We start from the raw sequence: 20,404 nt of genomic DNA on the forward strand, positions 1-20,404 counted from the left end.
GAAGTGCTTGGTTGTCTTACCGCAGGACGCTTCTCGGCGCCTTAGCAGCGTACTTCGTAGTCTTCGGGTCGGCGGGGCCGTGCTTTTTGCGCGCGGTCACCTTGCAGGCCCGTGTCCCCGGGCGGGCGCGCCTTGCGACGCGGCCCGCCCGGAAATGGGATCAGGCGATTTCCTTGAGGGCTTCCACAAGGGTCTCACCGAGCAGCGAGGGGCTGGCAGCAACCTTGATGCCGGCCTCTTCCATCGCCGCGATCTTGTCCTCGGCGCCGCCCTGGCCGCCCGAGACGATGGCGCCTGCGTGGCCCATGCGGCGGCCCGGAGGTGCCGTGCGACCCGCGATGAAGCCGGCCATCGGCTTCTTGCGGCCACGCTTGGCCTCGTCCTTGAGGAACTGCGCTGCTTCTTCTTCGGCCGAGCCGCCGATCTCGCCGATCATGATGATCGACTTGGTCTCGTCGTCGGCGAGGAAGAGTTCCAGCACGTCGATGAAGTTGGTGCCGTTGACCGGGTCGCCGCCGATGCCGACCGCGGTGGTCTGGCCAAGGCCTGCGTTGGTGGTCTGGAACACGGCTTCGTAGGTCAGCGTGCCCGAGCGCGAGACCACGCCGACCGAACCCTTCGAGAAGATGTTCGCGGGCATGATGCCGATCTTGCACTCACCGGGGGTGAGCAGGCCGGGGCAGTTGGGGCCGATGAGGCGCGACTTCGAGCCCGAGAGGGCGCGCTTCACGCGGACCATGTCGAGGACGGGAACGCCCTCGGTGATGGCGACGATCAGTTCGATCTCGGCATCGATCGCCTCGAGGATGGCGTCGGCGCAGCCCGAGGGCGGAACGTAGACGCACGAGGCGTTGGCGCCGGTGACGGCCTTGGCTTCGGCCACGGTGTCGAACTGGGGCAGGCCCAGGTGATCGGTGCCGCCCTTACCGGGGGTCACGCCGGCAACCATCTGCGTGCCGTAGTCAAGCGCGGCCTGGGTATGGAAGCTGCCGGTCTTGCCGGTCATACCCTGGGTGATGACCTTGGTGTTCTTGTCGACGAGAATTGACATCGGTTTTTCCTGTTCCTGTTCCTGGAAACGACCCGCGAGGGCCGGGGAGGTACCAAGAAACTATTCTGTTCGAGCGATACCGGCCTTTTTGTCAGGGCCGGCATCGCGCGAGGTCTCTACTATCAGGCCAGGCTCTCGTCGATGCCCTTGCAGGCGGTGACCAGTTCCTTGACCGCGTCGATCGAGACCTGGAGGCCTGCCTTGGCGGTGTCGTCGAGAGCGATCTCGATGACTTCCTCGACGCCGTCCGAGCCGATCTTGACCGGAACGCCGACGTACATGCCGTCAACGCCGTACTGGCCTTCGAGGTAGGCGGCGCAGGGCAGGACGCGCTTCTGGTCGAGCAGGTAGCTCTCGGCCATCGAGATCGCCGAGGCAGCCGGTGCGTAGAAGGCCGAGCCGGTCTTGAGCAGGGCAACGACTTCGCCGCCGCCGCCAGCGGTGCGCTTGACGATCGCGTCGATGCGCTCCTGGGTCGACTTGCCCATCTTGATGAGGTCGGGGACGGGGATGCCCTTGACGGTCGAGTACTCGACGATCGGCACCATGGTGTCGCCGTGGCCGCCGAGCACGAACGAGGTCACGTCGCGCACCGAGACGCCGAATTCCCATGCAAGGAAGGTCGAGAAGCGGGCCGAGTCGAGCACGCCGGCCATGCCGACGACCTTGTTGTGGGGGAGCCCTGAGAATTCGCGCAGCGCCCAGACCATCGCGTCGAGCGGGTTGGTGATGCAGATCACGAAAGCGTCGGGGGCGTTCTTGGCGATGCCTTCGCCGACCGACTTCATCACCTTGAGGTTGATGCCGAGCAGGTCGTCGCGGCTCATGCCGGGCTTGCGGGGCACACCCGCGGTGACGATGATGACGTCCGCGCCGGCGATGTCGGCGTAGTCGTTGGTGCCGGTGATCGAGGCGTCGAAGCCTTCGACCGGGCCGCACTGGGAAAGGTCGAGCGCCTTGCCCTGGGGGATGCCTTCGGCGATGTCGAACAGGACGATGTCGCCCAGTTCCTTCTGCGCGGCGAGGTGTGCCAGCGTGCCGCCGATGTTGCCGGCGCCGATGAGGGCAATCTTCTTACGAGCCATGATGCTTGCTTGTCCTTCCCAATGGCGGGATTGACGGACTTGATGGCGCGCGCTTCATCCCGCGAAAGGCGCGTGCCGCTAGTTGCAAGGGCGGCCCTAACCCTGTCATTGCAACATTGCAACCGCCAATGCGGCCAAATCGGGAGGTAAGGGCTGCATTTTAGTGATAACAGTTCGCAATTGCAATAAGCAGGGTAAATAGCGGGTTCCTGCGGGCCTAATGCGGTATTTCAAGCGCACGTTTGGCTGCTCGGGTTGCAGAAAATGCAACTCGAAAAGGGCGCTGGTTCGACTCGTGACGGCCTTTGGAGGGGCATGGCGGGGGTGCCGTCGCTTCGGTGCGCGGCGGCCCTGCGCAGCCCGTCATCGCGGGCGCTTGAGCTGGGGTCGGTGGCCTGACCATGTCCCGGATTTCGGTGGCGCACCGCACCTCGGCAAGAGGCACCGGCGGCGCTCGTCGCACCCCCAAGGCGAAATGGCGGCGGGGCGAAGTACATTTGCGACAAGGTCGAACGAACCGGGCCGCGCGAACCGTATCGATCCGCGCGGCCCTGTTTGGCGTGCACTATCTGTCGTGGAGCGGGGTTCGAGCCCGCACGTCCCGGCTCAGGCGGGCTTGGCGAGCCGCTTCTCGAAGCGCGCGGCCATGCGGCGGTCGAGGCGGCGGCAGATCTCGATCCACCAGCTGCACGAGACGGCATCGCCGTTGAGGTTGGCAGCCTGCGCGTTGCGGCGCGCATGTTCGGCGGCGGAGAGGCCGTGGCGTGCGAAGTGGCGCAATGCCTCGCCGAGCATCGCCTCGTCGTTGGCGGGTACGGTGACGCCCTCGGCGCTCGGCGTGCGGTTGACGATCGAGAGCTCGATCGTGCCCGGCGCGCACTTGCGGTCGGCATTGTCGTTGCCGGCGCTGAGCGGCGCAGAACGGCAGATAGCCGTGTCGATCGCCGGCTTCGCGCATCCCCTGGCGGCAGCGAAACGAATTGCCATAACTGGTCTGAACCCTTCTTGTTGTCTTGAGACCCCTTGGCGACGGTGGATTCTGCCTCCGCGACCCGATGCGCTCCTTCTAGGGGAGAGGCGCTAAGTGTTTGTTTGAGGCTATGGTTTCTTCGAAGTTTACGAAGACGAGACGTGCTTCTCAGGAGCCGGGACGAGCGATCCAGCGGCCCGAGTTGCGATATTCGGGGCGCACGCCGGTCGAACCGGGCAGCGCGGGGGCATCGCTCGCCGGCGCAGGCTCACTTGCGAGCGGAGCCGGAGAGGTGGCGTCGGCGCGCCAGCGGCTTTCGGGCAGGTTGTCGGTGCGTGGCAGGGCGCTGGCTGCAGTCTGCGCTGGCGCGGCGGGGGCGCTGCTGGACGGCGCGGCGAAGGCGTTCTGCAGCGCCACCGGGTCGAGCGTGTCAGTGCCCATAGCGCTTCCAGCCAGCCGTGCATGGGGAGCGGCGACCGGCTCGCCGCCGCCATAGACATAGCGAAAGGAGGATAGCTCGCCCGCGCGTCCGGCGAAGCTGTAGAAACGGTGCGCGCCGATGGTGGTGAGATAGTGCAGGCTCGGCGCCCAGTAGGGGCTGACCTGAAGCGTGTGGTAATGCGTGGCGAGCCCGACGGGCGCATAGACCTTGCCTGCCAGCGCCTCGCGCGCGACCTTCTCGGCGCGGGCCCAGAAATAGGGTGCGGGGCGGCGGGCCATCGCGCCGTCGCAGGTGAACGAGAACTGGCAGCCCGTCGCGCGCTCGGAGCCTTCGTAGACCACGCCGCACACGTTGGAGGGGTAGGCGGGGTGCGCAAGCCGGTTGAGCACGACCTGCGCCACCGCGCGCTGGCCCGCCTCGGGCTCGCTCGCGGCCTCGTAGTAGATCGCAGCGGTCATGCACTGCAACGCGCGCGAGCGGTCGAGCGCGCTCGGGGCATGTCGCCCGCCTGCGTCGTAATAGCTGAAAGAGCGTGCGGCAGGGCCGACTTGCGCGCCCGCGGCATCGAGCACCGAGCCGCCGTCGCGCGCCGTGGTCTCCTTCATCTCGAGATAATAGAAGGCCGAGCCGGGAAAGCTGGTGCCGGGCTGCTCGAAAGGCATCGGCTCGACCACCAGCGCCTGGACTTGCGCATTGCCGATCTCGAAGGCGCCACCGTCGAAGGGCTGCGCGATGCTCGCCCAGCCGCCCGGCGCGACGAAGGCGGGCAGCGCGAGCGCGGAGACCGCGCAGGCAGCGAGCCGCTTGCGCAGCCGCGCGCGGCGACGGCGCAGGCCCATGCCGCGCCGCTGGCGCGAGAAGCGCCCGGCGAAATCGGCAGGACGCACCAGCTGCGCAGCCAGAGGGCTCAGGACAGGAGGCTGCGTTTCAGCGGAACGCGGCGCTGCGACAGGCACGCGAGGCGCCTGTGCCGATCCGCTCGCCATGGCCTCCCGTGCTGTCACGCTTAGTCCCTGAACCGGCGGATGCGTGCATCGGGCACGCGACTCCGCGACATGCCGGCTCACAGCGACCCGGTCCGCCCGGCATATGGCAGAGGCCTTAAGGAATTGCATCTGGCCGGCTCGGGGCCTCGGCTTCGGCTGGCCGCAAATCGCGGGGATTGAGGCACGGGCGCAACACAAGGCGCTCGCGCCCCTGCGAAAAGAGCGAGGTAGCCAGCTCTCGGATTGCCCGCGCTTGCCAAGCGCGCCTGCGCCACCTATCGGCGCGGCCAAGGGGCACACCGTGCCCCTGACGTCACGGGTTGTCCGGTGAGCCTTGCGCGCCTTTTCGGCGAGAGGGGCCTGCACGGACCGAAGAGGGAAGCCGGTAACCAGTCCGGCGCTGCCCCCGCAACTGTGACCGGGGAGTTCGCCTCCGATGCCACTGGCCGCCGATGCGCTGCCGGGAAGGCGGGGCGAGCCATGATCCGGGAGCCAGGAGACCTGCCCGTGGCCGTCGTTTGCGCATCCGGGCGTGGGGACCGGGGGCCAGCGGTCTCGCGTGCCTTGAGGGCCGGCACGCCTCCGCCATGAACGGCAACGACGTTCAGGGCTCCGGAGGCAAGACAGACAATGAATTCCCGTTACCTCGCCAGCTGCGCGATCGGCGCAGTGCTCGCGCTCGCACCCGCGGTCGACGCCCATGCCGAGGAGGCGCCCGACGACATCGTCGTCACCGCCACGCGCACCGCGGCGCCGCTCTATCAGGTCGGCCAGTCGGTCTCGGTCGTCACCCGCGAGGAGATCGAGAACACCCAGGCGACCACCGCCACCGACGTGCTCTCGCGCCTGCCGGGCCTGCAGGTCACCGCCTCGGGCGGCTTCGGCCAGCCCTCGAGCGTCTTCGTGCGCGGCGCCGACAACGCGCAGAGCCTCGTGCTCATCGACGGCGTGCGCATCAACGATCCGGGCGATGTCGGCGGCGGCTTCGACTTCGGCGCGCTGACCGTCGCGCAGTTCGACCGCATCGAGGTCGTGCGCGGCTCGTCGAGCGTCCTGTGGGGCAGCCGTGCGATCGGCGGCGTGATCAACCTCATCACCCAGCGCCCGACCGAGGAATGGCACGCGCGCGCCCAGGCCGAATACGGCTGGCGCGACCGCAAGCAGGCCAGCGCCTCGGCCTCGGGTCTGCTCGGCCCGGTCGGCCTGACGGTCGGCGGCAACTGGATGAAGGGCGACGGCTACTCGGCCTACAACGAGCGTCGCGGCGCGACCGAGAAGGACGGCTTTGAGAGCAAGAGCGCCAATGCCCGCGCCGAGCTGGAACTGCTCGATGGGCTCACCATCGATGCCGGGACCTACTGGACCAAGGCCAATTACGACTACGACAACACCGGCGCCGATGCTCTTAATGTCGGGATGAAGCGCGATCTCACCGGCTATGGAAATGTCCGCTATGCCGGGCTCGACGATCGCCTGCACGCACGCGTGGGCTATGGCGTGGTCGATACCCGCCGCATCTCCGACGATGCGGCCTGGGGCCCTTACGAGACCAACGGCAAGAACGAACGCTTCGAGGGGCAGGTGGACTTCACCCCGGTCGAACTGGTGACCGTGTTGGTCGGGGCCGAGACCGAGAAGCAGGACTTCACCGACAATTACGGGTCCAAGGACGATATGCGTATCGACAGCGTCTTCGGCAATCTCACCGTGCGGCCCTTCGACGGTCTGACGCTCAACGGCGGCCTGCGCTACGACGACAATTCGAGCTTCGGCGATCGCACCACCTTCGCCGCGAACGGCGCATGGGCGCCGCTCGGCCTGACCGGTCCGGTGATCCGCGCGAGCTATGCCGAGGGCTTCAAGGCGCCTTCGCTATACCAGCTCTATACCAACGCCGGGTACCGCGATCTCGAGGCCGAGACCTCGAAGGGCTGGGACGCGGGCGTCGAGCAGCCTTTCGCCGACGGCAAGGGCGCGCTCACCGTGACCTGGTTCGACCGCAAGACCCGCAACCTGATCGACTACGACCTGGTCAACTGGAACTACTACAACATCGGCAAGGCCCGCGCGAAGGGGCTGGAACTGGGCATGCAGGTGCATGACTGGCAGGGCTTGGACGTCGCGCTCTCGTATACCTATCTCGATGCGACCAACGCGCTCACCGGCGCGCAGCTGCCGCGCCGCACCAAGAACAACATGCTGGTCAGCATCGACAAGCGCTGGGACGTCAATGGCGTGGGCGGCCTGCGCCTCGGCGGCGAACTGCGCGTGGGTGGCGGTCGCTGGGACGATGCCGCCAATTCGCTGCGGGTCGAGGGCAATACCGTGGTCAACCTGCGCGGCTCCTACGCGGTGACGCGCAATGTCGAGGTCTATGCCCGGCTCGATAACGTCTTCGACGAGCACTACGAGGTCGTGCGCCTCTACGGCACGCCTGGTCGTTCGGCCTATGCCGGCGTGCGGGTGAAGATGTGAGCTTGCGGCTTCCCTGCGTGGCTTCGCGCGAGGCGCCGCTGCGCCTGCGCGCGCGGCGCGCGGGGAAGCCGTGGCTGACGAAGGGAGCGTTGGCCAAATCGGCGCTGGGCTGTGCGCTCGCGCTCGGCCTTGCCGGGTGCAGCGGCGCGAATGGGCGCAGCGAAGGCGCTGCCCTCGCGCCCGGCCATCCGCGTATCGTCTCGCTCAACCCGTGTACCGACGCGGTGCTCGCCGAAGTGAGCGCGCCCGGGCAACTGCTCGCGATCTCCAGCTACAGTCACGATCCCTCGAGTACCTCGATGGGGCTGGCCGAGGCCTCGCGCTATCGCGGCGTCTCGGGCTCGGTCGAGGAAATCGCCGCGCTCGATCCGCAGGTCGTTGTCGCGAGCAGCTTCCTGCCGCCCACGACGCTCCACGCGCTCGAGGATCTCGGCATCCGCGTCGTGCGCGAACCCATCGTCACCGACGTCGCAGGCGCGAAGGCGCAGATCCGCACGCTGGCGGCGCTGACCGGCGAGCGCGCGGCGGGCGAGCGGCTGGTCGCTCGTATCGACACGGCGCTGGCCGACAGCGCGCCGCCGCCCGGCTGGAAGCCGGTGCCCGCGCTGGTGTGGCAGTCGGCGGGGCTCGTCGCGGGCAACGACGCGCTGGTCATGGACCTCGTGCGCCATGCAGGCTTCACCAATGCCGCTGCCGCGCGCGGGCTGGGGCAGGCCGATTATCTCCCGCTCGAACAAGTGCTCGCGGATCCTCCGGGCGTGATCTTCGCGGCAGGCAACCCGCTTGCCGAGGAGGACCGCGTGCTGCGCCATCCTGCGCTTGCCGAGCTCGACCATACCGCGCGCTTTTCGCTCTCGCGCTCGCTCTTGTGGTGCGCCGGGCCGACCGTGCCGCGCCTGCTGGATCGAATGGCCGATGCACGGCGCTCGCTGGCGCACGGATCGACTGCTAAGGGGGCGGGCGAATGAACCTGCGCCTCAATCTCCTCCTGCTGCTCGGCCTGCTTCTCGTCGTGCCGCTTTCGCTGCTCGCGGGGCGAGTGTGGATCGACCCGCTCGCGCCCGATACGCACAATGCCGCGCTGATCCTGTTGCAGCTGCGCCTGCCGCGCGCGGTACTCGCGCTGACGCTGGGGGCGGGGCTGGGCGTCAGCGGCGCGGCGATGCAGGCCTACTTGCGCAACCCGCTTGCCGATCCGGGCCTCTTCGGTATCGCGCCCGGCGCGGCGCTTGGCGCGGTGCTCAGTTTCTGGACCGGCTATGCCGCCTCGCCCTATTTCCTGCCGATCTTCGCGCTCGTCGGCGCGGCTGGCGCCATGGCGCTGCTCGCGCTCATCGCCGGGCGCGGGGGCGGGGTGGCGCTGTTCACGCTCGCGGGCCTGATGGTCTCGAGCCTTGCGGGCGCGCTGATGAGCCTCGCGATCAGCCTATCGCCGTCGCCCTTCGCGATGAGCGAGATCGTGACCTGGATGATGGGCGCGCTCGCTGACCGTTCGTGGCGCGAGGTGTGGATCGCGCTGCCACTGACGGGCGCGGGTATCGCCGTGCTCTACGGTGCGCGGCGCAGTCTCGATGCGCTGACGCTGGGCGAATCCGCCGCGCGCTCGCTCGGCGTCGATCCGCTGGTGCTGCAGGTGCAGGTGATCCTGGGCATCGGCCTCGTCATCGGCTCGGGGGTCGCGGTCGCCGGGATCATCGGCTTCGTCGGGCTGATGGTGCCGCATCTCGTGCGCCCGCTGACCGACCGGCGACCAAGCTCGCTGCTGGTGCCGAGCGGTCTTGCAGGCGCGCTGCTGCTGCTCGTCGCCGACTGCCTGTGCCGCGTGCTTCCGCTCGCGAGCGGCGAGCTGCGCCTCGGTATCGCGCTCAGTCTGCTGGGCACGCCGTTCTTCCTCGCGCTACTGCTGCGCATGCGCCGGGGGATGATCTGATGTTCGCTGGCGTGGGAGGCCCTGCATGACCATCGAGGCGCGCGCCCTTGGCGTCACCGGTCGGCTCGAGAACGTCTCGCTGCAGGCTCCGCGCGGCACGGTCACCGCGATCTGCGGGCCCAACGGCGCGGGCAAGTCTACGCTGCTCTCCTGCCTTGCCGACCTGCGCCGCCCCGACAGCGGTTCGGTCCACCTTGCCGGGCGGCCCTTGCACTTCACCTCGCCGCGCGAACGCGCGCAGTGGCTGGGCTACCTGCCGCAAAGCCCCGAGGTCGCCTGGGACGTTTCCGTCGAGACGCTGGTCTCGCTCGGCCGCCTGCCCTGGAGCGGGGCGCCCGCGCGCGAGAACACCGAGGCGATCGAGGAGGCCATCGCGACGATGGACCTTGCCGAGCTGCGCCACCGTCCGGTCTCGCACCTTTCGGGCGGCGAGCGTGCGCGCGCGCTGATGGCGCGGGTGCTGGCGACGCGCCCGGGCTACCTGCTTGCCGACGAGCCGCTGGCCAGCCTTGACCTCGGCCATGCCGCCGCCCTGATGCGCCGCCTGCGCCATCAGGCGCGGCAGGGCAGGGGCGTGGTGCTGGTGATCCACGATCTCGCCACTGCGATGAACCATGCCGACTACGTCGTCGTGCTCGACCGCGGCCACGTCGCCTCCGAGGGACCGCCCGAGGTCGCGCTCACCCGCGAGATCGTCTCCTCCGTATGGAAGTGCCCCGCGACATGGCTGGGCGAGCCGGGCGAACGCGCGCTCTCGATCGGGCTGCCCTCGCCGGTGAGCGAGCGCGGGCTGTTGCCGCGCGACTGAGGCGCGCACGCCGCAAGGGCTCGCAAATGCTGCAGGCGCGAAGGGAATTTCGCGCCGCGCTTCGTCGTATCGCCCAAAAGTCGCGGAATTCCGGGAAAAAGTGCTACAGGAGCGGCGGGTTGAAATTTTACAGATTATCCGCTATATACTGGCTCATGACTAACAATATTGCAGAATTTTCCCGCTTCACCTATCTGGACCAGAACTTTCACGATCTGCGTGAATATTGCGAAGACAAGGGCATCTGGATTTGCCAGTCCCTGCGTCGTAAAGGACCGCTTACTTTCGCTCTCGCAAGAAATGACGATGTAGCGAGCGACCTGAGCAACCGTTTCAGCTGATCTATTAAAAAAGGCCGCTCCTTTACGGGTGCGGCCCTTTTTCATTTTGGGTGACCGACGGCCACTGTCTGGTGCCATGACCGCTGAGGTGCGGCGGCTGGCAGGGGCGATTTTCGACGGTTTCAAGGCCGGTTGGGCACAGATCGTGCGCAACCGGCTTTTTCGTGTGCTTCAGGCAGCGTGCGTTCCCGCGCCGAGACCGAGCTTGTCGGCCAGCGTCTCGACCGGCGGCCTGCTGCGAGCCGGGGCGGCAGGCGCGGCGGTTTCGCCGAGCGCTGCGGCGATGTCGCTGGCCGAGGGCGCGATCACCGAGTCCGGGTGATGGTGAGCCCAGTGGGTCGGCTGCCAGCGGCGGTCGTCGATGTCCGCGACCTGCTTGCCCTCGGGCAGCCAGCACTGCGCGGTCTCGTCCCAGCGCACCAGTTCGCGCGTGAACGGCGTCGCGCTGCCCGGCTGGTTGCCCTCGATCCAGGCGAGGATGAAGCTGCCGTCACGCGGTGCTGCTGCAATCGGAAAAGTCATGATAGCCCCTTTGAGAATTTAAATAATTCCAAAGGGGTAGAAGAGGGCTGGGGCATGGCGCAATTCGTCTTGCAGGCCTGTCCCGAAAGCAGACAGCAAGCTCTGCTTCTTGCAGCAATTTCACCGGACTTGCCCGGATTCTCGCGATTGTGCCGAAGTAAATTGCTTCTAGTTGATTGCTGCACCGATCCTCTCCTCGCCGGGGGGAGAGATCACTTCTGTACGTAACGCGGTAATGGACTGGCCTGGTCCTGCCGGGCGCAGGTTCTGGCCGTCCGCTCATGCCTTCGCTGCGAGTTCCTTGCGCATCCGGATCATCGGGATCGCGATGCCGCCGCCCATGGCATCGACGCGCTCGACCGGGACGTAGCCGCTGGGCGTATAGAGTCGTTCGCCGGCGAGCGTCGCCATCAGTTCGACCGCGGCGAAGCCCGCCGCCGCCGCCGCCGCCTCGCAGTCGGCGAGCACGCGCCGGCCCACGCCCTGCCGGACGAAGTCGGGATTGGTATACATCGCGCGGATGCGCGCGGCGTCGCGAGCCGGGTCGAGCAGTTCCGGGTCGCGCAGGTCGGTGCTGTGATCGCCGCCGTAGAGCGTGGCGCGATAGCTCCACCCCCCGCAGCCCGCGATGACCCCGTCGCGCTCGGCGACGAGGTAGGTGCCGTCGGCGATGAGCTGGGTGTCGAGCCCCATGACCTGATGGCTCGCCACGACCTGCTCGGGGGTGAGCACGTCGCCCTGCAGCGCATCGATCGCCCGCTTCATCAGTGCCTGCAGGGCGGGCACGTCTTCGGGGGCGGCCCAGCGGGTGGTGATCTGCGAAGTCCGGGTCGTCATGGGCTGGTCCAAAGCTGTTGCTGCGCGCGCCTTGATAGCGTTTGCAGCGGCCCGGTCCAGCGCCTCTTGCGTGCAGCGTGCGCTGTGCTGCGCGGTCAGGCCTGCCAGGCCAGCGCGAGCTGGTCGAGCGCGCCCACGTTGCCCGCCCGGAAGGTCGGCCGGGCATCCTCGGCAAGCGTGAAGGCGGGCATGCGCGCCAGCCATTCCTCGATCACCACGATGACCTCCATGCGAGCGAGCGCCGCGCCCACGCAGCGGTGCGGTCCCGCCCCCATGGTCGAGTGGCGCACCTGCGTCAGCTTGCGCGCGAAGTCGACCGTCTCGGGCGCGTCGAAGCTGCGCGGGTCGAGGTTGTGCAGCACGCTGGGCAGGTAGACGAGGTCGCCGCGCTCGACGGTGACGCCGTCGATCTCGCAGGTCTCGACGCAGTTGCGCGTCACCGCGACCGTTGGATAGCGGCGCATCAGCTCGTCGGCGGCATCGGGGATCAGGCCCGGGTCCTGCCGCAGCCGCTCCTGCTGCGCGGGGTGGCGCGCGAGGTGCATCATGACATTGCCCAGCATCGCGACGACCGTGTCGAGCCCGCCGAACAGGAGGTTGCGGCACATGCGCTGCGCCTCCTCGAAGGTCCACGCGCGCCCCTCGATGGGGACTGAGAGGATGCGGCTGAACAGGTCGGGCCCGGGGCTGGCGAGCCGCTCGCGGATATAGGGCTCGAGATAGGCATCGGCCGCATCGCGCAGTTCCACGACGGTCATGGTGCCGTCGGGGCGCGTCAGCTGGCGTCCGAGCGGGCGCAGCCGCACCCGGTCCTCAGGCGGCACGCCGATCACCGAGAGGAAGGTGTGGACCGGCAGGATCTCGGCGAATTCGGCCATGAAGTCGCAGTGGCCATGCGGGCGCATGGCCTCGATCAGCCGCACCGTCTCGCCGCGCACCAGCGGCTCGGTGGCGACGATGTGCTGGTGCGCGAAGCCCTTCATCACCGCGCTGCGGAACGGCTTGTGCTCGGGCGCGTCCTGCTGGAGCGGGATGAACTCCATGACCTCGCCGAGCCCGGGCGTCACCGCCAGGGCCTCGTTCGAGAAGCGCGCGGCATCCTCCCAGATACCGCGCACGGTCGAACCGCCCGCCGCGATCCAGTGCCCGCCATTGGCCGTGGTCCAGACCAGATCGGGCCCGTCGAGCAGCGCCAGCCAGGCCCCGAAGTAGTCCGCCTGCGATCCGGGCGGCGAGAACACGTCGAAATCGATCACGCGCTCGCCGGGCACGTGGGCCGGAATGGGCGCCGGGGCGGGCGCTGTCGTCGTTTCAGCCATGGTTCTCTCTCCACACGCGCCCGTGACCGGCGCTTTACTGCGCGGTGATGCTAGGTTCGGGGGCTGCGGCGCGGCAAGCTAGCACTTTGGAGAAGCATGGCTGGGTGGGGGGCAGGTCGGAAGACCGAGGGCGGATAGTGTCGGTTACGCGCCCATCGAAGTCGCTCAATTGGAAAAGACCCGCGCCTACGAGCGGTCAGTCCGGTTCTGTCCGAGGCTAGGACTAATCAGCCGTTGCAGAAAGATTTTCGTACGGCGAAGTCTTGTCGCTAGCCGTCATCCAGTCTTGTCTAGCCCGCGATGACTACCAAGAGTAGCGCGAGCCTTCTTCTTCGAAAAATTTTGTGAGCTTTGGCAGTGTCTTATTCAGACCATCCATACTTCCGCCGAAAAGTCCGGCTTTGAGTTCCGGCGAAGTGTCGGAAAGCCCGCGCAGATAGTCCATTCGCTGACTTATGCTCGTGCCACTTTCGCGCCGCCATACGAAGCGTCCAAATGGAACCCAGAACCAGAGATCTTTATCTTCCTTCGTCAGCAGCCTTTGGTAGCCTGATTCCGCCGCGATCAGGAACTCACTGTCGTCCCAGACCGCGTCTGCTTCATTTGGCCCAACGACGATGTCTTTAGCTTCATTTAAAAAAATTTCTGAAAAGTAGTCACTATGCGGCGTGTGACGCCTTTCCAGCCCGTCAAGAAATTTCCATTCGACGCTGCTAAGAGCTGCGAGAGGTAGGCGCGTCACGGCCGGCAGGCCTTGCTCATACTTGGCTGAAATAATCAGATGCATGAGGCGGTATGCACGATCATATGCGTCTGCCCTTAGCAGCGATGCCGCGACACCCCAGTGAAAACATAGAGATGCACCGAGCAGCCGAAGCGATATGACGTAGGTAAAACCTGAGCCGTCCATATCTCGAAATGTGATGGCAACGATTGCGCGAAGCATTGTACGGAACGCTTCATCGGTGCCCCATCTCGCTCCGATCATTACAAGTCTACGCAAACCCTCGGACTTGGCTACAATCCGTTTCACAAGATCGTTGATCGAGGCGTTATCGGGAGAGCCTTGGAAAAATTCAGGGCTACGTACCCAGTCCGAAAAGCGCGAGACTTCGTGAGCCAAAAGGTCGCTCCATTCAGCCGAATACCGATCGTCACGGCAAAGCTTTTTCCCTTCGGCGACAAGGAGCGCAATTGATTCCGGGTGCACTCGGTTCATAGCCGCAAGGGCTTCGACCTTGGTTCTAAGCTGCATGAAGAAACTGTCAGCGTCTGTGATGGGAATGAGCTTTCCCGCCCGCTGGTTCAGGAGATCATTGCCGAGCTGCGACAGCGCACCACGCGAAGCCCAGTAAAACGGAAATCGTCGGCTTGGAGTGCGCATAATCGCAGCGCGAAGTGCAGTGTCCCAATCGCCAGACCATCCCGCGATGATCAGACCATATTCGTCGAGAACCCGGTCGACGAGAGCATCCATCGCGGGAGAGTAAGTCTTCAACTCGTCCTGCGTGTTTTTAATGCGCGCATCCATATAATCGCCGTGTAGCTTTATGATGGTGCAGCGAGAATGGACTAGCGGGGTAGCGCCGAGGATAGCGTCGTCAGATCCGATCACGGTCGGCTCGATGCCGACGTCACGTAGAGCGTTCTCCAGCAAACGATCGAAGTTGGTCGTCAGAACCACGCGGATAGAGCCGAGAGCTACAAGGTTCGCAATAGCCCGATGAGCTGCTGTCGGTTGGCGCGGGTCATCCCCATCTTGAGCCTCAATGTAAGCGTGGATGACGGACCGCCGTTCCGCGGGAGCAGCAGCAACAGCGTCCAGAATTTCGGAGTAGCTGGGCTCCTTTTTGTATGTCTCTCGATACCAGGCTGTCCAATCTTGCTGATCCGAGACGCCCTGAACGCTGCCCAGCCGACGAATGAGGTCGAGCGTGATTTCCCAACCGGTCGGCACGCCCGCAGATCGCGATATGCCGCTGCCGAGCAGAAGAGCTTGTACTCCCGGAGAATGGTGGAGCGTCAGGGAAAGGGAATCAATTGGATCAATCTGGATCGTTGGCATTCCGTAATGTTAACGGCGTTGAGAGATCGTTGGAATGAGCTTTGCTCAGATTGTTCAGTCGTCCCCAGAAAAGATCGATCTCATACTGGAGGAGTGTCCGGTTTTTCCGGCACGGCGATCGGCAGGACATAGACGTACGGAAGTCTCAAGGATCCCGGTAAGTCATCAGGCCACCACTTTTTGTACGCGTTGCTGTAAGCAAGCCGATAGATCACGCGGGCGCCAGGTTCCGTTAGAAGCTGCCTTCGAACGCCGGCCATCTAACGGCTCATGTTGGTCGGCTGCCGCCCCACGCGAGCGTCGGCTATCCCGGCGCCCCAGCTCTAAACCGGACGGGCGCCTACCGGCCCCCAACTAGCCAATCAGCCCTTTCACCACCCAAACGAAAGGCCGCAGCTTTTACACTGCGGCCCCTCGCTCACACCGGAACGAACCTAGCGGTTCTGTTCGCTGTCGCGGTTCTGCCCGGGCTGTCTGGTCTCGCCGGACTGCTGGCGCTGCTGCTGACCCTGATCGTCGCGCCGTTCCTGCTCGTTGGGCTGGCGGTTGGGATTGTTGGGGTCGGCCTGGGTCTGCTGGCCCTGCTTGCTCTGGTCGCCCTGCTGGCGGTTCTGGTCGTTGTTCTGGTTCATTGTTCTTATCCTCTCCGCCACATTGATGTGGCATCCGAGGAACGTCGCCGGGGCATCGCGCTTTCCCGTGGCGCGGCGCGATTGTGACCAGACGGCCTGCGCGAGCGCCGGATCGAAGCGCCCGCTTCATTGCAATCAATTGCGTATAAAAGTGTTCAAACTCAGTAGTGTGCACTTTTGTACGCAGGGCTCGAACAAAGACCCCGGCGCCATTGGCGACCGGGGTCCTTTGTATCAGCCTGGTATCGGCAAGGCGGGGCCGGGTGCCGGCCCAAGCCCTACCGCGCGCAGTGTTCGCGGTACCCTGCGCGGCAGGCCTCGACGTCGCGGCGCCAGGCGCGCATGTCGGCTTCATAGTCGCTGCGTGCGGCGGCGTAGGCGGCCTCGTTGGCGTCGTGGTCGCGGCGGGCGCGGGCGTAGCTTTCCATGTCGCGCGCGTAGTCGGCGCGGGCGGCCTCGTAGTCGGCGCGGCCATCGCGCGCATCGCGCCAGGCCTCCCAGCCTTGCGCGTACTGCGCGTCGCGGCGCGCGACCATCGCGGCCTGCTCGCGGTTGAGGCGGCGGATCTCGGCGGCATCGCGCGCGCGCGCCTCGGCGTTGCGCATCGCCGGGTCGCGCGGGTCGTCGGCCAGCGCGGGCGCGGCGAGGGTGCCAGCGAGGGTCGTGGTGGCGCAGGCGAGCGCGCCCAGCGCTGCGGTGAAAAGCGGATGCCTCATGATCTTGTCCCGTTCCCCGGTATCGTGTCCCTGCGCGCGACCATGCCCGCGTAGGGCCTTGCGGGCAAAGGGATTGCGATGAGGCGTTTGCAAAGAGGCTTTCGCAACCCATCTATGGGGAAACCCGTGAACGCGCGCCGCCGCCTGCTTGATCGGCGCGAACAAATCTGGAACAAACGCTCCCCATGAGTCTCACCCACATCACCGTGCGCGGCGCGCGCGAGCACAACCTCAAGGGCTTTGACATCGCGCTACCGCGCGACAAGCTGATCGTCATCACCGGGCTGTCGGGCTCGGGCAAGTCGAGCCTCGCCTTCGACACGATCTACGCCGAAGGGCAGCGCCGCTACGTCGAGAGCCTCTCGGCCTATGCGCGCCAGTTCCTCGAGATGATGCAGAAGCCCGATGTCGAGCACATCGACGGGCTCTCGCCCGCCATTTCCATCGAGCAGAAGACGACGAGCCGCAACCCGCGCTCGACGGTGGCGACGGTGACCGAGATCTGGGACTACATGCGCCTGCTCTGGGCACGCGTGGGCGTGCCGTACTCGCCCGCGACGGGGCTGCCGATCGAGGCGCAGACGGTCTCGAACATGGTCGACCGCGTGATGGCGCTGCCCGAGGGCACGCGGCTCTACCTGCTCGCGCCCGTCGTGCGCGGGCGCAAGGGCGAGTACCGCCGTGAACTGGCCGAGTGGCAGAAGGCGGGCTTCACCCGCGTGCGCATCGACGGCGAGCTCTACGCCATCGAGGACGCGCCCGCGCTCGACAAGAAGTACAAGCACGACATCGAGGTGGTGGTCGACCGCATCGCGGTGAAGCAGGGCATCGAGACGCGCCTTGCCGACAGCTTCGAGCAGGCGCTCAAGCTCGCCGAGGGGCTCGCCTACGTCGATCTTGCCGATGGCGTGGTGCCCGGGCGCGAAGACGAGGGCGCGGACGGCACCGGCAAGAACCTCAAGGGCGCAGGCCTGCCCGCCAACCGCATCGTCTTTTCCGAGAAGTTCGCCTGCCCCGTCTCGGGCTTCACCATCGAGGAGATCGAGCCGCGGCTGTTCTCGTTCAACGCACCGCAGGGCGCGTGCCCGGCCTGCGACGGGCTGGGCGAGAAGATGTTGTTCGACCCGCAGCTGGTCGTGCCCAACGAGAACCTGACCCTGAAGCAGGGCGCGATCGTGCCCTGGGCCAAGTCGAACCCGCCTTCGCCCTACTACATGCAGGTGCTCTCGAGCCTTGCCGACCACTTCGGCTTCGACCTCAAGACGCCCTGGCAGGAGCTGCCCGACGAGGTGAAGATCGTGGTGCTCTACGGCACCGCGGGCGCCTCGGTGCCGCTCACCTTCAAGGACGGGCGCAAGGAATATACCGTCAACAAGCCGTTCGAGGGGGTCATCGGCAACCTCAACCGGCGGCTGGTGCAGACCGACAGCGCCTTCATGCGCGAGGAGCTCTCGCGCTACCAGGCGGCGCAGCCCTGCGAGGTGTGCGATGGCAAGCGCCTCAAGCCCGAGGCGCTCTCGGTGCGCATCGCCGACCACGACATCGCCGATGCCTCGCGCTTCTCGGTGGCCGACGGCTTCGCCTGGTTCGGCGCGCTCGAGGACAAGCTCACCGACCAGCAGGCGCAGATCGCGCGCGCCATCCTGAAAGAGATCAACGAGCGCCTCGGCTTCCTCAACAACGTCGGGCTCGACTACCTCAACCTCGACCGCACTTCGGGCACACTGTCCGGCGGCGAGAGCCAGCGCATCCGCCTCGCCAGCCAGATCGGCTCGGGGCTGTCCGGCGTGCTCTACGTGCTCGACGAGCCCTCGATCGGCCTCCACCAGCGCGACAACGACCGCCTGCTCGAGACGCTCAAGCGCCTGCGCGACCTCGGCAACACGGTGATCGTGGTCGAGCACGACGAGGACGCGATCCGCACCGCGGACTACCTCGTCGACCTCGGACCCGGCGCGGGCGTCCACGGCGGCGAGATCGTCGCGGAGGGCACGCTCAAGCAGGTGCTCAAGAGCAGGACCAGCCTCACCGCGGCCTATCTCAACGGCACCCGCAAGATCGAGGTCCCGGCCAAGCGCCGCAAGGGCAACGGCAAGAAGGTCACCGTCCACAACGCGCGCGCCAACAACCTCACCGGGGTCACCGCCGAGTTCCCGCTCGGCACCTTCTGCTGCGTCACCGGGGTCTCGGGCTCGGGCAAGAGCTCGCTCACCATCGACACGCTGCAGGCGGGCGCGAGCCGCACGCTCAACGGCGCGCGCGTGGTCGCGGGCGCGCACGACAGGATCACCGGGCTGCAGCACTGCGACAAGGTGATCGAGATCGACCAGTCGCCGATCGGGCGCACCCCGCGCTCGAACCCGGCCACCTACACCGGCGCCTTCACCCTGATCCGCGACTGGTTCGCCGGCCTGCCCGAGAGCGAGGCGCGCGGCTACAAGCCCGGGCGCTTCAGCTTCAACGTCAAGGGCGGGCGCTGCGAGGCGTGCCAGGGCGACGGCCTCATCAAGATCGAGATGCACTTCCTGCCCGACGTCTACGTCACCTGCGAGCAGTGCGACGGCAAGCGCTACAACCGCGAGACGCTCGAGGTGAAGTTCAAGGGCCACTCGATCGCCGACGTGCTCGACATGACGATCGAGGATGCCGAGGCGTTCTTCCAGGCGGTGCCCCCGATCCGCGACCGCATGCACATGCTCAACGAGGTGGGGCTGGGCTACGTCAAGGTCGGCCAGCAGGCGACCACGCTCTCGGGCGGCGAGGCGCAGCGCGTCAAGCTCGCCAAGGAACTCGCGCGCCGCTCCACCGGCAAGACCCTCTACGTGCTCGACGAGCCGACCACGGGCCTGCACTTCGAGGACGTGCGCAAGCTGCTCGAAGTGCTCCACCGCCTCGTCGACCAGGGCAACTCGGTGGTGGTGATCGAGCACAACCTCGACGTCATCAAGACCGCCGACTGGATCATCGACATGGGCCCCGAAGGCGGCGTGCGCGGTGGCGAGATCGTCGCCACCGGCACCCCGGAGGACGTGGTCAAGGAACCGCGCTCGTTCACGGGGCACTATCTGAAGGCGTTGTTGTGAGGCTTAAAATCTGAATATACTATTTTCTGGGATTTTGAGATTGTTATAAAAGTAATTTCTCATCATTTCTTTAAGAATTTCAATTCTACCCCTGTGACTTCCTACGTCATTTGTGCTTCTGTTAAGGGTGTCGTATCTAGCAAATTTACTATGGATTGGATTTAATGCTCCGCCAATTCTCTGGTGGTCTCTCAAGAGTTTTCTGTCTTCCTCGAAATTTATGAGAAACCTTCTAATATATTTGTGCAATTCTGGGTTTGTTATTCTTACTAGCCAGTAGTATACTGGAAATAATCCTGATGATGATAGAAGTGTGTCGTGAGGTATAAATACATCAGACATCTCGTTGAAAGTGTCTATGACGCGTCTTGCGGAAAGTTCGAGTTTCTCTCGGCTGACCTCGCTGCTTTCGGCAAATCTATCTAAGTCTTTTTTCTTTGTTTTCACCAATTCTTCATAATATTCAAAAATTAGCACTTTTGCTGCCGCATTATTATCGCCAGCGCGTTTTATGCTGAATTTTATCGTTTCCGAAAATATGCTATGTTTGCAAAGTTCTCGGATAACCGCTGTAACTGGGCCTGCGATTGCATTTCTAACTTCGGCGCCAGTCAATGGTTTGCTGCGGTTTAGCCTTACGAAAAGATCATTGATGAGCGTCTCGTCGTCAGTAAAGACACTCATGATTGTTAGGCTGGAGTTTTCAAACTCTTCTGCGGCATCTGGAAAGTTATGGTGAAGATCCTGTAGGCTGAGTCCCCCAAGCTTCTCATTCGGCGCTAACCGCCAAATGAAATTTTCATCTAAACAGAGGTTGTTATCGAAAAAGTCAAAGACCGCTTCTAGCCTCTGCTTTCCATCTATGATCGCATATGGTAATCTTTTTGTGTTTAAGCTGGATGGACCAAATTGGTAGTCTGCAAGATACAATTTGGGAATGTCAAATCCATTGAGAATTGAGTCAATGAGGTATGACTTGTCTTTGTCCGACCAGAGGCGCCCCTTGCGCTGGTAAGGCGGGTCAAAATCAATTTTATTCCGGCGAGTGTTCCACCATTTTAGCGTTCTTGTTTGGTGGGGCTCAATTTTTAAGAGACTGCTCATAGGAATCCGAGCCTTCTTTTAATTTCAAGGGAGAGTCC

General features: G+C 65.1%; 17 protein-coding genes and 1 riboswitch. Of the genes, 6 read left to right on the forward strand and 11 right to left on the reverse strand.

The annotated features are described in order from the left end of the window. Window positions 1–160: 160 nt before the first annotated feature. The 4 genes from sucD to I5E68_RS05300 form a co-directional block, all read right to left on the reverse strand. A complete protein-coding gene (gene sucD, locus I5E68_RS05285) occupies window positions 161–1,051 on the reverse strand; it encodes a succinate--CoA ligase subunit alpha (RefSeq protein WP_197161618.1) in 891 nt (296 codons plus the stop codon). A gap of 122 nt (window positions 1,052–1,173) precedes the next feature. Next, window positions 1,174–2,136 (reverse strand): malate dehydrogenase, encoded by a 963-nt coding sequence (gene mdh / locus I5E68_RS05290; protein WP_197161621.1) that lies wholly within the window; start codon window positions 2,134–2,136, stop codon window positions 1,174–1,176. Window positions 2,137–2,742: 606 nt separating this feature from the next. Beyond that, a complete protein-coding gene (locus I5E68_RS05295) occupies window positions 2,743–3,123 on the reverse strand; it encodes a hypothetical protein (protein WP_197161624.1) in 381 nt (126 codons plus the stop codon). A gap of 151 nt (window positions 3,124–3,274) precedes the next feature. Beyond that, window positions 3,275–4,552, reverse strand: a complete 1,278-nt coding sequence (locus tag I5E68_RS05300) for a cell wall hydrolase (protein WP_323982092.1) — start codon at window positions 4,550–4,552, stop codon at window positions 3,275–3,277. A 295-nt stretch (window positions 4,553–4,847) separates the two neighbouring features. Next, window positions 4,848–5,045, forward strand: a riboswitch (cobalamin riboswitch). Window positions 5,046–5,164: 119 nt separating this feature from the next. On the opposite strand from I5E68_RS05300, the gene I5E68_RS05305 reads away from it, so the two are divergent. From I5E68_RS05305 to I5E68_RS05325, 5 genes are all read left to right on the forward strand, one after another. Further along, on the forward strand, window positions 5,165–7,009 hold the full coding sequence (locus tag I5E68_RS05305) for a TonB-dependent receptor plug domain-containing protein (protein ID WP_197161627.1): 1,845 nt from the start codon (window positions 5,165–5,167) through the stop codon (window positions 7,007–7,009). Window positions 7,010–7,098: 89 nt separating this feature from the next. Then, window positions 7,099–7,977 carry an ABC transporter substrate-binding protein gene (locus tag I5E68_RS05310; RefSeq protein WP_197161630.1) on the forward strand — a complete coding sequence of 293 codons (879 nt, stop codon included), beginning with the start codon at window positions 7,099–7,101 and terminating at the stop codon, window positions 7,975–7,977. Then, window positions 7,974–8,939, forward strand: coding sequence for a FecCD family ABC transporter permease (locus I5E68_RS05315; protein WP_197161632.1), 966 nt, complete (start codon window positions 7,974–7,976; stop codon window positions 8,937–8,939). Before I5E68_RS05310 ends, I5E68_RS05315 begins: the two co-directional genes overlap by 4 nt. Window positions 8,940–8,964: 25 nt before the next feature. Continuing rightward, complete coding sequence (locus tag I5E68_RS05320) at window positions 8,965–9,747, forward strand: ABC transporter ATP-binding protein (RefSeq protein ID WP_197161635.1); 783 nt, start codon at window positions 8,965–8,967, stop codon at window positions 9,745–9,747. Between the two features lie 26 nt (window positions 9,748–9,773). Next, window positions 9,774–10,088 (forward strand): hypothetical protein, encoded by a 315-nt coding sequence (locus I5E68_RS05325; protein WP_197161638.1) that lies wholly within the window; start codon window positions 9,774–9,776, stop codon window positions 10,086–10,088. Between the two features lie 171 nt (window positions 10,089–10,259). Here I5E68_RS05325 and I5E68_RS05330 read toward each other — a convergent pair whose 3' ends face one another. The 6 genes from I5E68_RS05330 to I5E68_RS05355 all read right to left on the reverse strand — a co-directional run bounded on the left by I5E68_RS05330 (window position 10,260) and on the right by I5E68_RS05355 (window position 16,179). Beyond that, window positions 10,260–10,610: a hypothetical protein gene (locus tag I5E68_RS05330; protein ID WP_197161641.1), complete on the reverse strand. Its 351-nt coding sequence runs from the start codon at window positions 10,608–10,610 to the stop codon at window positions 10,260–10,262. A 279-nt stretch (window positions 10,611–10,889) separates the two neighbouring features. Next, window positions 10,890–11,447 (reverse strand): GNAT family N-acetyltransferase, encoded by a 558-nt coding sequence (locus I5E68_RS05335; RefSeq protein ID WP_197161643.1) that lies wholly within the window; start codon window positions 11,445–11,447, stop codon window positions 10,890–10,892. A gap of 95 nt (window positions 11,448–11,542) precedes the next feature. Next, window positions 11,543–12,766, reverse strand: a complete 1,224-nt coding sequence (locus I5E68_RS05340) for a cytochrome P450 (protein ID WP_197161647.1) — start codon at window positions 12,764–12,766, stop codon at window positions 11,543–11,545. Window positions 12,767–13,070: 304 nt separating this feature from the next. After that, window positions 13,071–14,831 (reverse strand): SIR2 family protein, encoded by a 1,761-nt coding sequence (locus tag I5E68_RS05345; protein WP_197161649.1) that lies wholly within the window; start codon window positions 14,829–14,831, stop codon window positions 13,071–13,073. A 434-nt stretch (window positions 14,832–15,265) separates the two neighbouring features. After that, window positions 15,266–15,463, reverse strand: a complete 198-nt coding sequence (locus tag I5E68_RS05350; protein ID WP_197161652.1) for a hypothetical protein — start codon at window positions 15,461–15,463, stop codon at window positions 15,266–15,268. Window positions 15,464–15,741: 278 nt separating this feature from the next. Beyond that, the gene (locus tag I5E68_RS05355; protein WP_228726840.1) at window positions 15,742–16,179 is read right to left on the reverse strand and encodes a hypothetical protein; all 438 of its coding nucleotides are present in this window, start codon (window positions 16,177–16,179) and stop codon (window positions 15,742–15,744) included. Window positions 16,180–16,364: 185 nt separating this feature from the next. Between I5E68_RS05355 and uvrA the strand changes: the two genes are divergently transcribed. Beyond that, window positions 16,365–19,262 carry an excinuclease ABC subunit UvrA gene (gene uvrA / locus I5E68_RS05360; RefSeq protein WP_197161655.1) on the forward strand — a complete coding sequence of 966 codons (2,898 nt, stop codon included), beginning with the start codon at window positions 16,365–16,367 and terminating at the stop codon, window positions 19,260–19,262. Window positions 19,263–19,265: 3 nt separating this feature from the next. On the opposite strand, the gene I5E68_RS05365 is transcribed toward uvrA, so the two are convergent. Beyond that, window positions 19,266–20,366 (reverse strand): DUF262 domain-containing protein, encoded by a 1,101-nt coding sequence (locus tag I5E68_RS05365; RefSeq protein WP_197161657.1) that lies wholly within the window; start codon window positions 20,364–20,366, stop codon window positions 19,266–19,268. Window positions 20,367–20,404 lie beyond the last annotated feature (38 nt).

Source organism: Novosphingobium aureum (assembly GCF_015865035.1).
In the GTDB taxonomy this organism is placed as follows: Bacteria; Pseudomonadota; Alphaproteobacteria; order Sphingomonadales; family Sphingomonadaceae; genus Novosphingobium; species Novosphingobium aureum.

Bases quoted from the DNA above. Each gene is read 5' to 3' on its own strand.
- sucD (WP_197161618.1), bottom strand. From the start codon at position 1,051: ATGTCAATTCTCGTCGACAAGAACACCAAGGTCATCACCCAGGGTATG.
- mdh (WP_197161621.1), bottom strand. From the start codon at position 2,136: ATGGCTCGTAAGAAGATTGCCCTCATCGGCGCCGGCAACATCGGCGGC.
- I5E68_RS05295 (WP_197161624.1), bottom strand. From the start codon at position 3,123: ATGGCAATTCGTTTCGCTGCCGCCAGGGGATGCGCGAAGCCGGCGATC.
- I5E68_RS05305 (WP_197161627.1), top strand. From the start codon at position 5,165: ATGAATTCCCGTTACCTCGCCAGCTGCGCGATCGGCGCAGTGCTCGCG.
- I5E68_RS05315 (WP_197161632.1), top strand. From the start codon at position 7,974: ATGAACCTGCGCCTCAATCTCCTCCTGCTGCTCGGCCTGCTTCTCGTC.
- I5E68_RS05320 (WP_197161635.1), top strand. From the start codon at position 8,965: ATGACCATCGAGGCGCGCGCCCTTGGCGTCACCGGTCGGCTCGAGAAC.
- I5E68_RS05325 (WP_197161638.1), top strand. From the start codon at position 9,774: ATGCTGCAGGCGCGAAGGGAATTTCGCGCCGCGCTTCGTCGTATCGCC.
- I5E68_RS05330 (WP_197161641.1), bottom strand. From the start codon at position 10,610: ATGACTTTTCCGATTGCAGCAGCACCGCGTGACGGCAGCTTCATCCTC.
- I5E68_RS05335 (WP_197161643.1), bottom strand. From the start codon at position 11,447: ATGACGACCCGGACTTCGCAGATCACCACCCGCTGGGCCGCCCCCGAA.
- I5E68_RS05340 (WP_197161647.1), bottom strand. From the start codon at position 12,766: ATGGCTGAAACGACGACAGCGCCCGCCCCGGCGCCCATTCCGGCCCAC.
- I5E68_RS05345 (WP_197161649.1), bottom strand. From the start codon at position 14,831: ATGCCAACGATCCAGATTGATCCAATTGATTCCCTTTCCCTGACGCTC.
- I5E68_RS05350 (WP_197161652.1), bottom strand. From the start codon at position 15,463: ATGAACCAGAACAACGACCAGAACCGCCAGCAGGGCGACCAGAGCAAG.
- I5E68_RS05355 (WP_228726840.1), bottom strand. From the start codon at position 16,179: ATGAGGCATCCGCTTTTCACCGCAGCGCTGGGCGCGCTCGCCTGCGCC.
- uvrA (WP_197161655.1), top strand. From the start codon at position 16,365: ATGAGTCTCACCCACATCACCGTGCGCGGCGCGCGCGAGCACAACCTC.
- I5E68_RS05365 (WP_197161657.1), bottom strand. From the start codon at position 20,366: ATGAGCAGTCTCTTAAAAATTGAGCCCCACCAAACAAGAACGCTAAAA.